14 protein-coding genes are annotated in these 13,453 nt (G+C 59.4%); 6 read left to right on the top strand and 8 right to left on the bottom strand.

Annotation, left to right across the window (positions count from 1 at the left end):
• Both AC1DSZ_RS23130 and AC1DSZ_RS23135 read right to left on the bottom strand, forming a co-directional pair.
• A partial coding sequence (locus tag AC1DSZ_RS23130) for a MucR family transcriptional regulator (RefSeq protein ID WP_476840667.1) occupies positions 1-225 on the bottom strand: 225 nt, incomplete at its 3' end.
• Between the two features lie 209 nt (positions 226-434).
• Positions 435-629: a hypothetical protein gene (locus AC1DSZ_RS23135; protein ID WP_476840668.1), complete on the bottom strand. Its 195-nt coding sequence runs from the start codon at positions 627-629 to the stop codon at positions 435-437.
• Positions 630-1,088: 459 nt separating this feature from the next.
• On the opposite strand from AC1DSZ_RS23135, the gene AC1DSZ_RS23140 reads away from it, so the two are divergent.
• The 4 genes from AC1DSZ_RS23140 to AC1DSZ_RS23155 all read left to right on the top strand — a co-directional run bounded on the left by AC1DSZ_RS23140 (position 1,089) and on the right by AC1DSZ_RS23155 (position 4,700).
• Entirely contained in the window at positions 1,089-1,475 is a 387-nt protein-coding gene (locus AC1DSZ_RS23140) for a hypothetical protein (protein ID WP_476840669.1), read from the top strand.
• A gap of 21 nt (positions 1,476-1,496) precedes the next feature.
• The gene (locus tag AC1DSZ_RS23145; protein WP_476840670.1) at positions 1,497-2,219 is read left to right on the top strand and encodes a thermonuclease family protein; all 723 of its coding nucleotides are present in this window, start codon (positions 1,497-1,499) and stop codon (positions 2,217-2,219) included.
• A gap of 294 nt (positions 2,220-2,513) precedes the next feature.
• Positions 2,514-3,758, top strand: a complete 1,245-nt coding sequence (locus tag AC1DSZ_RS23150; RefSeq protein ID WP_476840671.1) for an ATPase — start codon at positions 2,514-2,516, stop codon at positions 3,756-3,758.
• Positions 3,759-3,761: 3 nt separating this feature from the next.
• Positions 3,762-4,700 carry a hypothetical protein gene (locus AC1DSZ_RS23155; RefSeq protein ID WP_476840672.1) on the top strand — a complete coding sequence of 313 codons (939 nt, stop codon included), beginning with the start codon at positions 3,762-3,764 and terminating at the stop codon, positions 4,698-4,700.
• Positions 4,701-4,972: 272 nt separating this feature from the next.
• Here AC1DSZ_RS23155 and AC1DSZ_RS23160 read toward each other — a convergent pair whose 3' ends face one another.
• From AC1DSZ_RS23160 to AC1DSZ_RS23175, 4 genes are all read right to left on the bottom strand, one after another.
• Positions 4,973-7,030: an ATP-dependent helicase gene (locus AC1DSZ_RS23160; RefSeq protein ID WP_476840673.1), complete on the bottom strand. Its 2,058-nt coding sequence runs from the start codon at positions 7,028-7,030 to the stop codon at positions 4,973-4,975.
• Between the two features lie 347 nt (positions 7,031-7,377).
• Entirely contained in the window at positions 7,378-7,794 is a 417-nt protein-coding gene (locus AC1DSZ_RS23165; RefSeq protein WP_476840674.1) for a hypothetical protein, read from the bottom strand.
• Positions 7,781-8,239 carry a hypothetical protein gene (locus AC1DSZ_RS23170; protein WP_476840675.1) on the bottom strand — a complete coding sequence of 153 codons (459 nt, stop codon included), beginning with the start codon at positions 8,237-8,239 and terminating at the stop codon, positions 7,781-7,783. The genes AC1DSZ_RS23165 and AC1DSZ_RS23170 overlap by 14 nt, the downstream gene beginning before the upstream one ends.
• Complete coding sequence (locus AC1DSZ_RS23175; RefSeq protein WP_476840676.1) at positions 8,236-9,006, bottom strand: hypothetical protein; 771 nt, start codon at positions 9,004-9,006, stop codon at positions 8,236-8,238. The genes AC1DSZ_RS23170 and AC1DSZ_RS23175 overlap by 4 nt, the downstream gene beginning before the upstream one ends.
• A gap of 443 nt (positions 9,007-9,449) precedes the next feature.
• On the opposite strand from AC1DSZ_RS23175, the gene AC1DSZ_RS23180 reads away from it, so the two are divergent.
• On the top strand, positions 9,450-9,926 hold the full coding sequence (locus AC1DSZ_RS23180) for a Ros/MucR family transcriptional regulator (RefSeq protein ID WP_476840677.1): 477 nt from the start codon (positions 9,450-9,452) through the stop codon (positions 9,924-9,926).
• A 161-nt stretch (positions 9,927-10,087) separates the two neighbouring features.
• Positions 10,088-10,375: a hypothetical protein gene (locus tag AC1DSZ_RS23185; protein ID WP_476840678.1), complete on the top strand. Its 288-nt coding sequence runs from the start codon at positions 10,088-10,090 to the stop codon at positions 10,373-10,375.
• Between the two features lie 306 nt (positions 10,376-10,681).
• Here the strand turns inward: AC1DSZ_RS23185 and AC1DSZ_RS23190 are convergent, their stop codons facing one another.
• Together AC1DSZ_RS23190 and AC1DSZ_RS23195 are read right to left on the bottom strand one after the other, a co-directional pair.
• A complete protein-coding gene (locus tag AC1DSZ_RS23190; RefSeq protein WP_476840679.1) occupies positions 10,682-13,150 on the bottom strand; it encodes an AAA family ATPase in 2,469 nt (822 codons plus the stop codon).
• Positions 13,147-13,350, bottom strand: coding sequence for a hypothetical protein (locus AC1DSZ_RS23195; RefSeq protein ID WP_476840680.1), 204 nt, complete (start codon positions 13,348-13,350; stop codon positions 13,147-13,149). The genes AC1DSZ_RS23190 and AC1DSZ_RS23195 overlap by 4 nt, the downstream gene beginning before the upstream one ends.
• Positions 13,351-13,453 lie beyond the last annotated feature (103 nt).

Raw genomic sequence — 13,453 nt, forward strand, 5'->3', positions numbered from 1 at the left:
CCAGGCCAGGCAAATGATCGCGTCTGGTGTGATCGACTTCTTGATCGATACCGCCGGCTTCAGCTCCGGCGGTGGTTCAGTCACAGCCGTGTTGGTCGCCGTTAGCGCACTATGGACAGCTGTGATGATGTTCGGGATGTCTCCGAGCGGAACCGAATTATTGGACAGGTAGGCCGAAACGATATCAGCCACGAGTTCAATGGGGTTGGACTCACTGTCGCTCATCGGGGATCTCCATCGCAGTCTTGTATCTATAATGCGGGGGAGGGCGCTTTCATCGAGAAAGCTAGGTATCTGTCGGGCGCCGTAACCGCCGGAATCCGATCACCACAATGCGTTACGAAAGTACTATTAGGAGTAGTATTAACGTAACGGCCGGCGACGGCCAAGAGATCTCAACGGGAATGCGATTCCATCACTGTCGTGTTCGGATTCTAGCTTTGGCCCTCTTGTAGAACGGCGTCTACAGCGACGATAGCGCTTTCAAGCTCAGCGATCTTCTGAACCAGTCGGTGGTGTGGAGCAGCCGGATTGCCCGCTGCCGTGAGGACGAGTTCTCGTTGCTGCTCTCGCAATTGCAGCTGCAGACGTTTGATGTCGGTGATCTCTGTGGGGAGAAGCTTCTTCATAGCGAGCACATAACCTTCCGTTGCGGCACACGCAACTGGATATCCTGCGTTCCCATTGGTACTCACTGGTCCGAGGCTCATAGAGCTTTGAGGCGGTGATCTCAACGTCCAATCATCGCGTGTATTGTGCCTGGCGGGCGAGGGCGGCTGCGTCTTGCTGCTGAATTTAGGGGTTGTCGCTGAATTACCCGAAAGGAGCACGCCTCACTTGAGCGATGCATCTCCGGAATGCTTCAAAGCCGGGCCTCTCTGCTGTTCGCCCGGTCAGCAACGGCGGCCGCGGCCAATCCAGTAAGCTAAACTCCCTTTGAGATTCTCGAGCTATTCGCGGCAGGGAGCCTTCCGAAAAATTAGGGAGATCGTCGCACCGTTAGATCGTACATCATGCCAATCGTACGTAGGTTGTAGCCCATGCAACGCCGTTTTGTCGGGGCAGCAACCCCGAAGGAGCCGACCAGAATGCTGCATAATTTCTGCCTTGCCATCACCGCCCTCTGCCTCGGTGCGGCCTCCGCTCAGGCGCAAGGTAAACTGGATCTGATGCCATACGCCAAGTCCGGCGTCGTCAATTGCGCCCTTCCGGGCACCACGGTCGAGTTCTTCCTCGACGGTAAGGGTCGGGCGCGGGTAACCAGCGCCAAGAGCAACTATGTTGGTTTCCGCAACGCCGTGCAGCGCAAGATATGGACGGCAGGAACAACAGAGAAGGATGGAACACGGTTGATGGTCATCGACAATGAGGCCAATTCTCGGATCATGATAAAGTTACCTAACGGGAATGGCTTCGCGTTTCTGGCAGACGGCGGCGTTTCCGACATCATCTGTCAGGTGCTGGTCAGCCCCTGATTTGCGAGCGCAGGAACTACCATGAACAGATTACTGCTCGCGGTCGCGCTTTCTGTAACTGCGTTTTCGGCGGCGGCCGCAACCGTGAGTGGACGGGCGCGCGTTATGGATGGCGACACAATCGATATCGCTGGCGTGCATGTCAGGTTCGAAGGCGTGGACGCGCCCGAGACCGATCAAATCTGCCTCGACGGCTCCGGCAAGCGCTGGACCTGTGGGGTTACGGCCCGCGACCGGCTGCGCGACAAGATCGGCGAGCGCGAGGTGTCTTGCACGTCGCTTGGAACCGACCAGTACGGGCGCACGCTGGGCGTTTGTCGCCTCGGTAACGAGAACCTGAACCGCTGGACGGTGGAGCAGGGGCTGGCGCTTGCTTATCGGTACTATAGCAACGCCTACGTGTCGGATGAGGACCACGCCCGCGAGTTAAAAAGCGGCCTCTGGCGAGGCACCTTCGTAGCTCCGTGGGACTGGCGTCACCGCTCGCCCGCAACGGTGGTCATGGGGGCCGTCTCGGTGCCGTTGTCGGCCCATCCCGAACTGACCAGTAAGGAAATTGCGAACGACGCACCCAACACGGCCTGCACGATCAAGGGCAACGTGAACCGCAACGGCGACCGGATTTTCCACGAACCCGGCCAACGTGACTACCAGAAGGTTAACATGGGCAAGGGCAACGGCGAGCGTTGGTTTTGCTCCGAGCAAGAAGCTCTTGCGGCGGGGTGGCGCAAGGCGATGCGCTAAATCGCTGATCAGCCGGTCACCCTAGGAGGTTACCCGTCGCATCAGTGTTACCGAATCGCAGGGAGCCCAACGCGTTCAGGTTTCATCCCCATAGGATTCTGTCGGGTACGGCATACAGGATTCTGCTTACCGCCGATCATGTCGCCCCATTAATTTTAACGGCATTTTTTGTTAGGACTTTCTTAGGATTTGAATTTTGATGGGCATGCGACTGCTTAGCGGATTTTTCCCGACGACCATTCAAAGCGATTGCGGCCGACAGTCGAGGCCAGCTTAGAGAAAGCCAGATCCAACATGTCTGATGCGACCGGGAGCCAATCGATAGGCCCATTGCTGTTGAATCATAGGTTTAGAGCACAGGCCCGCGACGAAGCGCGTGGATACTCGATATCCAAGAAGCGTCTGGGTCTTGCTTTCGCTATCGAGATCATTGTCGTGATCGCATCGTTGATCGGCGCATGGCTGTTCGCGCAGCAGTATGGCCACGACGACTTCAATACGAAGATGATGATGCTGCTCGCTCCGATCGGCTACGCCGTGGTCGAGTTCAGCCGCGTGCCGCTCGCCGTTTCGGTGCGCACCCAGCGGTCAAGGCTGATGAAGCTCGTGGCCCTGATCGGCGTGCTCTGTGCGGCTGGCGTCACCATCAAGTCGATGTCGCAGTTGGGCGAGATCATGTTTCGGCCCCGGCTCATCGATGTCGTGCGCTCGCACGAGAAGCTCATCGACGCCCAGAATAGCCAAGCGCTGGTGAGGAAATTGATCGAGAGCGCCGACGACGACGTTGAGCGCGCTAAGAGCGCCTACGACAGCGCTTCCGAGCGCGTCACCAAGGCGAACGGCGAACTCGCCACCCTGCCGCCAACCAAATGTTTTCCGGTCTCTGGCCGTCGTAAGGACGGCTCAGTCTACAGGACGCAGAAATGCGTCGTTGATGGTCGAGGCGCGCCGATGGTGGAGAACCTCAAGGCGTCCGATCGCAGCCTGAAGGATGCGACTGAGAAGCTGGAAGCCACAAACAAGATCCGTCGCGAACTGAACCCCTCTGAGGCGGACAACAAGGTCAGCGCCGCGCAGGTCGCCTACAAGGATGCGGTGCTCAACTCGCAGTTGCACTCCTTCACCGCGATGGTGTTCGGCAAGGACCCGACCGCTGTGACCGACGGTGAGATCCACCAATTCCTGCGGGTTTTTGTGTTCTTCCCGGCGATCTTTGTCGCCTTCGCATCGACGCTGCTCGCGATGACGTCGGTGGAGAAGATCAAGCAGAAGCCGGACCCGATCGCGCTGCCGTCCGAGGCGATGCAATACGTCCTCGGCCCCTACACCGAACTGATCATGAAGGAAGCCGTGGACGCGGCGCATCGCTCGGCCTTGGACACGATCCACAAGGCCAAGGACGACGCGATCGGCCCCGACGTGCCTGCCAACGATCCGCAGCCAGAAACAGGCCCTGTGGCCCAGCCCAGTCCAGCGGCGGCCGTCGTAACCCACCCCGAGCCGGAAGTCGTCCCACTGAAAATCGTCGCTGCGGAGTAGGCCATGACACTCAATGTCGATCCGACCAGGCTGAACGAAGGTCTGGCGAGCACAGTCAACGATCGCATCGCGGCCGACACCCGTTCGATCAACCGGGCCTCGAGCCTCGTCGCCGCTAAGTCCGCGATGTGGCGTTTCGGCGGAGCGTCGGCCCTTGTGCTGGCGACCGGCGCGGCTGTGGGCATGGGCCTGTTCGGCTACTCCTACGTCACCGACAACCGGGCCGCGGCCGAGAAGATTGCCGACGCCATGGGCAAGGCGCTGGAGAAGGTCACCCTCAGAACCACGGGCGACGTGAAGCTCGATCCCGAGGCGTCGGTGAAGCTTTCCGACAAGACGGTCGACGGCAAGTTCACGCTCGATCCGAACGCGACGGTACGCCTGGACGCCAACGGGGCGGTGGTCCGGCTCGATCCCAACTCGACAGTGCGGGTCACCGGAATGCCTGAGCAGCAAACTGTGCCGCGCCCGACGGCCGAGCAGCTTCGGCCGGATTACGGCGGCAACACCAAGGGTGGTGTGACCGCGACGAACTACACCGTCTTCAAGGAGCGGAAATACAGTCGCGGCGAGGTCCACACCGGTTGGAAATTCACGTCCAACGATCAAACGACGCCCGTCTCGCAATACTGCTACTACGTCGAGCACCTCGGCAATGGCGCGGATGTGAAAATCGATCTGGGCGACAACGGCATGCTGAGCGCCCAGTCGCGAACCAACAAAACGATCGACGTGATGGACGCCTCCGGCAACTGCGTCTGGTGGGACGGTATGCCGACCCGATCGGCAATGCTGAATCCTCCTGTCCCGGGCCCGGCTCCCGACGTTGTGCCGCCTCGTTCGTTCCCGCGTTCCGGGGTGATCACGCCGCGTGGCGGCAACGGCCCGGGTAGTCGAGAGGGGAACCCGATCATACCGAACTCGGGCGGTAAGACGTTCTAAACGGCGCGAGAACTAAACTGATTGCTTCTTTCAAATCTCATTTCGCTGCTGCATCGCAGCCGAGGTGGGACACGAAAGTAAAAGGACTGCTACGCGTCGACCTTGTTCGGGCCCGTCTTAGCAACCGGCTTTGACGGCAGCTTCACCCGGTTGTTGCCTAAACCCATGCTCTTGGCGAGCGCTGAACGAGCCGCAGCGTGCACGTCTGCTGTGAGTCAAATAAAGAAGATTTAAGGTTGCCGGGACGCTGAGATTGGTGGCCGGACATTAGATTATCGCCACATCCCGCGCATCTTTGCCCGGACATCAACCTTGGGGCCGCTCGATGTCGCGCGCGGCATGCCTGGGGCTGCAACGGGCCAGGCGACACGCTCGAAGTGGCCGAGCAACGCATTCGGGATAAAGCGGGTACGGTTGGCGTAGACGTGACGGTCGCCCGTTGACGATTGGCCATGGGTAAAGAAACGCTGCGGGACAAGAAGATGGAGATCGTCCTTGGCTCGTGTCATGGCGACGTACAGCAGCCGCCGCTCCTCCTCAATTTCGTCCTTCGCGCCAGTTCCGAGATCACTTGGGATGCAGCCGTCGACTGCGTTGATCACGAAGATGGATTTCCATTCCTGCCCCTTCGCGGAGTGGATTGTCGACAGGATGAGGTAATCCTCGTCGAGATGTGGAACACCGGCCTGGTCGCTGGTCGCGTCAGGTGGGTCGAGGGTCAGCTCAGTGAGGAAGCGCTCACGGGATGGGTAGCCGCTGGCAATCTGTTCGAGCTGGACGAGGTCAGCCTGCCTCGTTCCGGCATCCTCATGAATGCGCTCCAGTTGTGGCTCGTACCAACGCCGGGCGCGTTCGATCTCGGCAGGCCAACCGGCCGAACCCGAGCGCAGGTCGCTAACGGTAGCGACGAAGTCATTCCAGTCTTCGCCGGCGCGGGGCGGCGCTGGAGCGTCTCGAAGCGCCTCGATCGGTTTGGCGGCCTCCGCCATATGGTCGAGGACACGTTGCGCAGAGGTCGGGCCCACGCCTGGCAGGAGTTGCAGCACGCGGAACCCCGCAACCTTGTCGCGCGGGTTTTCGACGAACCGCAACAGGGCGAGCAGGTCCTTGATATGCGCGCTGTCGAGGAACTTTAGCCCTCCGAACTTGACGAAGGGAATGTTGCGTCGGGTCAGCTCGATTTCGAGAGGGCCGCTGTGATGTGAAGCGCGGAACAATACGGCCTGCTGCTTCAGGTCCGATCCGCCCTCCCGGTTCTGCAACACTGTCTCGGCGATAAAGCGCGCCTGATCCGCTTCGTCCCGGACATGCACCAATTGCGGCGGCGAGCCTGTCGCACGATCCGTCCAAAGATTTTTGGTGAAGCGTTCGGCTGCCAGATCGATCACGGCGTTGGCCGCGGAGAGGATGGCGCTGGTTGACCTGTAATTCTGGTCGAGCGTGATGATCTCCGCTGGCGGTGCAAAAGCGGCTGGGAAGTCGAGGATGTTGCGAACGCTTGCGGCTCGAAACGAATAGATCGATTGAGCGTCGTCGCCCACCACAGTCAGACCTCGTCCGTCTGGCTTGAGGGCCAACAGGATCGATGACTGGAGGCTGTTGGTGTCCTGATATTCGTCGACCATGACGTGGTCGAAGCGTGCCCCGATGTCAGCTGCAAGGTCGGGGTCGCTCATCGCCTGCGCCCAGTAGAGCAGCAGGTCATCGTAGTCGAGCACGTTCTGGCTCTGCTTCGCCTCGACGTAAGCCGCGAATAGCTCCTTCACCTCGGCAGCCCAGGCGACGCACCACGGATAGGACCGACCCAGCACCTCCTCAATCGGCTGCTCGGCGTTTACGCAGCGGGAATAGATCGCCAGGCACGTGCCCTTGGTCGGGAAGCGCGTCTCCGTCCTGGAGAAGCCGAGCTGATGTCGAACCAGATTCATCTGATCGGCCGAGTCCTCCCGGTCGTGGATCGTAAAGGAAGGGTCGAGCCCGAGCTGATCAGCACAGTCGCGGAGCAGTCGCGCCCCAATCCCGTGGAAGGTGCCGGCCCAGGTCAAAGCGTCTGTGAGGATGCCGGCGCTGTCGCCCAGCACCTTGCGTGCGATTCGCTCAACGCGTTTGGCCATCTCAGACGCCGCCCGACGCGAGAAGGTCATCAGGAGTATGCGGCGTGGATCGGCGCCGCTGACCATCAGGTGCGCAACGCGATGCGCAAGCGTGTTTGTCTTTCCCGAGCCGGCGCCTGCGATGACCAACAATGGAGAGGCCGCGACGGAGCCGGCGCCGTGCACAACAGCGCGGCGCTGAGCTGGATTAAGAGCGTCGAGGTAGCTGGTGTTCATGACGGTGGTCTGTAGTCCGGCTGTTCGTTGCGCACGCAGTTCGCCCAGCGAGGCAGAGTGCCTGCGAGGGTGAACGCAACAGGAACATATTGGGCCGTCTAGTCAATGCTTTCCCTATGGAGGGACCAGTAGCCGCCGCTGGTTTCGCTCTGGAAGCGGACGTGATGAGGTCTTCAACGGTCAGGAGAACGCATTCAGCGCAGTCCGCATAGCGCCAGTTGCTGACGTTGGAGTTCCGCCTCAAACCGGATGCTCGCGACTACGCCGCCCTTTTGGAAAGCGCGACCCCAGCCGATCTCGCCTGCTTCGAGTGGGATGACTGACTATCGTGTCGAGACGGGCGGACCTCAATCACCAGTGGAAGCCTTCACGCGGTCCGAACGCTGAACGCGGCCGAGAAGGAGCGGTAGCTTGCTGTTCTTGAAGTCCCAGCTCGCAAGAGGGCCCAACCAATCCGGCGCCGGTTCGCCATCGAGATGGATAACTTGGTCGCCATCGATCGTCTGGTCGGCGTAGAAGCTGCTAAAAATCCGGCTGGCCGTGCCGATACCCTCCCAACCCTGGTTTGTCGGCTCGGCAGGTTTTGCGACAAATTCGACGCCGGCGATCTGATCGTCGTCAAAAAGCGCAAATGGCCCGTCCACGGCCCATTCGCCATGGAACAGAAACACCTGGGCGAGCTTTCGGTCCTTTGGGTCGGTCAACTCAACGTGCAGCTCAAAGGCTTTCTGTCTCTTGGGCTGTTCGGACTTATGCCGAAGCACAATCTACTCCATCGGGCACGTAAGTGGCGAAGCCCTTTAGGCGGATGGCCTTACCGATGGAAATTCCAGCAACCAGATTGCCGCCGTTGCTCTTGAAGACCACGACTCCGCTCTCGGCCGCCACCGCGATGTTGGCGAAGCTCTTCTCGTCCCCAAGCGCCAGCTCACCTTCTACGAAGATCAGCGTGCCACCGTTGTTGAGAGGCTTTGTTTCAAAACTCGCCGCAGTCGCGCTTCCACCTGCCACCAGAGTAAGGCTGAACAAAGCGCAGTAGCTTAGAAAAATATTCACGACACAATCCCAACGGTTTCCCGCAAGAATGATTGGAATCTTAAGCACAGTCAAAGCTTGTCGGCCGAAGAGCCAGAGCAACTTGGTTTCAAGGTGAATGTGCGATGTCGCGGCCCTTGCAATTGTCCTTGGCGCTTCGCAGAGTTCACTCACGAGGTGCTCTTCACCTCCTGAACGACATCGATCTCGTGAACTTCATCGCCAATCTTGATTCCGATCGTGAAGCTCTTGGGTGAGTCGTGGCTCTCCACGGTCGGCGCCTGGAAGTGCAACTGGCCACCGTACCACTCGCCCGGCAACAAGGTGTTGTCCTTCACGACAGCTTGCTCGAGGGCAGCCATGTTTCTCTGACCGGCTTCCACGGTGTTTGCGATCATCGCTGCATTCTGAGCGCTTGCGTTGGATTGGGCGATGGCGGCTGCCGTCGGATCGTAGTAGGTGCCGGAAACGTGGTAGACGCCGCCCCGTGGCGTGTAGACGTTGGCGGATGCGTAGCCTCGGCCGGCTTGCGAGGCTGAATAGGCGTTTCCTGCGGCTGCGACACCGACCAGGAGAGCAGACACAACCTGGCGCGTTTTCTCTTCCTGAACTAGCTGCTCATAGGTGATGACCTTCAGCGGCTGGACGATCTGGCCATCCTTCGTCTGATAGACGCTCACGCTCTCGACTTTGAAGTCGATCGGCGCTCGGGAGATGTTGGTGATCCCAACCACAAACGCGGTCCGTGCGCCCCCTTGTTCGACACGAGCCGCGGGCGACACAAGGACAATGGACTTGGGCTTTTTCGACACGATCGCCGGTCGGCCATCCCGAACCATTGCCTGCTGATTGGCGGCCGCTTGAAAACGCGTTGTCTGAACAGTGTTGCAGCCTGCCAACGTGCAGAGTGCGACGCCTGCTATGAGCATGGTCTTATTCATTATCAGCCCCATTGAGTCTCTCGAAGGAACATACGACCGGAGCTGAAGCTGTGCAGCTGATGAGGCGGCTGCCACTTAGTTTTCCACCGACGGATTCGATAGGGGATGGTGGCTCGTGTCGCTCAAAATCCGGACACTACCCGTTACGAGATTACTATTAGAAGAACCAGTAACGTAACGCTGACGCTATCGCTCTTCATGGGAATGCGATTCCAACACTGTAGTGTTCGGATTTTGGAGATGCCGGCTACCCTTCGTCGGCGTCGTAACATGATCACGTAGTCTTGTGGGCTGCCTAGTCTCCGATGCTAGTTAACGCTGCCGCAAGAGGCTGTGCGCGAGCTTAGTTCCCCAGCATACGTCAATTGACTCTCCGACCTGTTTGCTACTGTTCAGAACAGAGCGATCGAGTTAGATGTAAGGCCTTCCGGAGGGGGCAGCACATGCAGCAAGAACAAGAGACCGACCTGACCTCGATGACGGCTGACATTGTTGCAGCGTACGTGGCGAACAACGCGGTGCCCGCGTCAGAGCTTCCCTCACTGATCACGACAGTGCATGCCGCGATGGCTGCCGCGTCCAGCGGATCGGTCGCTGAGCCCGAGCCCGAAGCTCTGAAGCCCGCCGTCCCGATCAGGAAGTCCGTCACGCCTGACGCGATCATCTGCCTTGAGGATGGCAAGTCTTTCAAGTCGCTGAAGCGCCACCTGATGACCAAGTACGGCCTGAGCCCGGCCGACTACCGCGCCAAGTGGGGTCTGCCGAGCGACTATCCGATGGTCGCGTCGAACTACGCCGCGTCACGATCGGCGCTCGCCAAGTCAATGGGGCTGGGTGTGAGCCGCGGCCGTCAGCCCGAGCCGGCTTCTGCGCCGACCAAGCGCGGACGGCCGAAGAAGGCTGCCCCGGCTCCGGCTTGACCGCGTCGGGATGTGGCGGAGCTGTTTACCGGCAACGCCTCACCACGGCCATGGAACGGGGTGGCCACCTTCTGCCGGCGAGCGACCACGAGAACGCATGCGGTCGTCGACTGCTGTGCCTCAATGTACCCTATCCTGTCGCAGCTGCCACAGCAGGTTATGTGACCGCCATGACTCAACATTCCGGCACGCCGCCGCCGAAGAGCGATAAGCAGAACCAACACTTCCTTCCGAGGTGGTGGTTGAAGGCCTTTGCCGATACGTCAGGAAATATCTGGGCGCGGCAGGGTGGCAAGGTTCGGGTCGCGGCGGCCGGCGACATCATGAGCGAGGACTGGATCTACACGGTGTTCGATGCTTGGTGGCGACCGTCTGACGTAATTGAGGACAACCTCTCGATAGTTGAGGGGACGGGCATCCGGTGGGCCGCCGAACTTCCGCGACATTGAACAGAATGGGCCAGCAGGACAGGACGACTGGTCGGTACTGTTGTGGTTCATAGCTCTGACGGCCTGCCGTCATCCTCGCACCATGGAACGTGGCTGCGAGCTTTCGAGAGAGCTAAGCGTTTTTCTGCAGGACATCCGTGAATATCAGGACGCCGACAGCTTCGACATCGCCTATCGCGCCAGCAGCAGATTTTGTCTCTGCCCCGAATGTGGACTTTCTCCCGCCGTAGTCGCTCTCTGGGTCTATCGGGCGGCACTTGTCTAGCGTCACGCTTCGAGGTCAACAAGGCCTTTCAGTCGCCAAGATCAGGCGATGGCTTGAGCCTTTGGCCGATGCATGAAGGACAGCTTCACCTTTCCGCAGGTGCAATGGAGAAACTCCCTGCTGCCACGTCCAGGGCTCACTTCGATCAACACGCCGCATTGGGTGCAGTTGAACAACGCAAAGAGCTTTTGAAAGGCGTCGATGACGGCAAGTATCTCGGCCTTCTGAAGGTTGGCCCATTCGTTATAATGGACAGCCGGGTTAATCTGCCACTGTTCAACCTTCGCAGCCGAGACGGCATCGGCAAATTGCTTTTCCATCACTGTGATCGACGCCACACGCTCGGTATCTGACCAAGTGTCGGCTGCCAGCCGCGCGTCCTTCAGCAGCGATTTCATCTGTCCGAGCGCAGGGTCCAGAAGATCGCCGAGGTCGTGGTGACCATCGACACTGAACTCGACCTTGGCCCGAAGCGCCTGGCAGGCCTCGGCCGAAAGGTGCTCTAAGCATCGCCGGAGCGCTGACGCTGCCCCCGGCACGTCATCGTTCGCGGCCTTTTCCCGGATCTCCTCCCATATGTCGCCCTTGCCCCACGTCGCAGGACCTTCATCGACCGTCCATTGGCGAAACAGGACCTTATCCTTCGCTGCGACGAGGCCAGTCGTACTTATGAATTTGAGCCAGGCTTGATCGTGGGTCGTCAGGACAAACTGCGTGGAAGGGAACTCAGCCTTGAGAAGCTTGGAGACCTCGCGTCGATGGCCTGCGTCAACTGACATCAGCACATCGTCGAGCACGGAGAAGGTAAATCCAGCCCCCAAAAGGTACTTCATAAGGGCGAGGTACAAGCACAGCCCCATGCTGTCCTGATGGCCTTCGCTGTGATAGGCGCCTGGCGGAAAGAACCCTCGGTTGTAGAAATCTACGCCGAACCCGAGCTTGCCGAGCGAGGGCTTTAGCTTTGCTTCAAACGTACTCTCATCGTCGGCATTGATCCGGCGATAGAGGTCCGCGAAGTGCGTCTGTACATCCTCGTAGACTTTCTCCAGCGCGTCGTTCGACGTCTGCGCGTAAATATCGAAAACCCGCTTCGCTCTCGCTGCTTTCGCCTCCGCTGTCTTAGCGGCAGCGTTTGCCTTGCGAAGGGCCTCAAGTCGCACTTGCCCGGTGATAAGGTATTCGCGCGCCGCGTCCTGGTCCGACGGATCAGGAAGCGCGCCAATCTTCTGTTGGAGCGTGGTAAGCGTATCAATGATTTCCTGCGTCGGCTTCAACTGATCCAAACCGGCCAGGGTTTCGGTCAGGGGTAGGAAGGCTGCGAATGTTGCGCTCACATGGGCAAGCGCTTTTCCGTGGTTAGTGAGACCGACCAACTCAGCGTCGCTTAGAAGCTTTTTGCCAACGACATAGACGAGCCGTGCAAGTGCAGCTTCGACATCAAGGGCATCTTTGATTACGGACACCGCTTGCTCGGCAGTAGTGCGCAAGATCCTTACGGCTTCCAGCTTCTCGCGCTTCGCCTGGATGATCGCACTGAGTTCTTCGAGCGACTTCGGCGTGTCACAGACCGGGCATATCTCTCCGTCGTAGAGTTCAAGTGCTGTCTTCAGGAAGTCGTCGCGGACGGCGTCCTTCAGCAGCGCTTCATCTGCCAGCAGCGCTTCTGTTGCTTCCTTGGCAGCTGCGATTTGCAGCCGGAAGTCGGCTTCCTGCCGACGAACGAGCGAAGCTTGGAGAGCGTCCGTATCGGCTTTCGCAACAGCCTTGTTTATAGCCTCGATCGCGCCTCCAGCCTGCGTCGCTAGGCCATCGCGAAGCGACCCGTCCGGTCCCAGCGTGACAAGCGGTTCCAGCCCAATCAACTCCCGCCGCTGGTTTGCAGCGTTGAGAACCTCAGCGGACGTCGCGTCATCAATGACCAGAGCGCGTATAAACTCGGCCTTCGCCCCATCCCGCGTTGCTGACGCCGATTTCGAAACTGCCTGCGCAGCGTTTGAGATTTTGAGGAGGCGGGCGCGAATGGTTTCAAGATCGTCCAGCTTGAGCAAGGCCTGGACGTCCTTGGCGCGTTGCCCCGGTTCCGTTAGGACGAACCGGATGATTTCGCGTCTCGACAAAGCGATTTCCGGGTGCGCTTCAAGCTGACGGAAGACCGCCTGAACTTCGGGGCTGTCTGGTGTCGCCTCCAGCACTGCAGGAGCTTTGACCGATCGGCGGACCTTCACTGACTTTTTGAGCGATGGTATCCACACGGAAGCTTCGACGTAGGCCTTCTCTGGCGACTTCCTGCTGTCGACGTGGGGGCCATGCTCCTTCAGCGACAGGTCGCCACGCCCCTTTCCCGAAAGTCGGGAGATCGAGCCCGTCATGACGAACTCCAAAGCATCAACGACACCGCTTTTTCCCGTGCCGTTCGATCCGCATACCGCGAAGTTTCTACGGTTGAGGTTGAGCGTGAGGCTTCGAATTCCGCGGAACTCTGAAATCGTGAGCGTCTCGACCTGGATCATAGATGGTCTGCCTCAAAGAGCGCGCGGTTAAGGGCCGTTTCGCTGAGGTCCTTATTGGCTATCAGCGTCTCAGCAAGTCGCTTGGATACGTCATCAAGACCTTCCGTCGCAGCGACAGCTTCAGTGAATGCAGACAACACCCGATCTATTACGGACAACTCGGCTTCTGCTTCGGCTTTTGACTCGATTGCGTCTATCATGAGCCCCTCCCTTAACCGAATGCTAGATCAACTTGGCAATACAGCCAACACCTTTATCAGGGCTGCCTAAATGGCGCGTCGACATCCGGACGCTCCTAACGTC

Source organism: Alsobacter sp. P4_H11 (assembly GCF_056400925.1).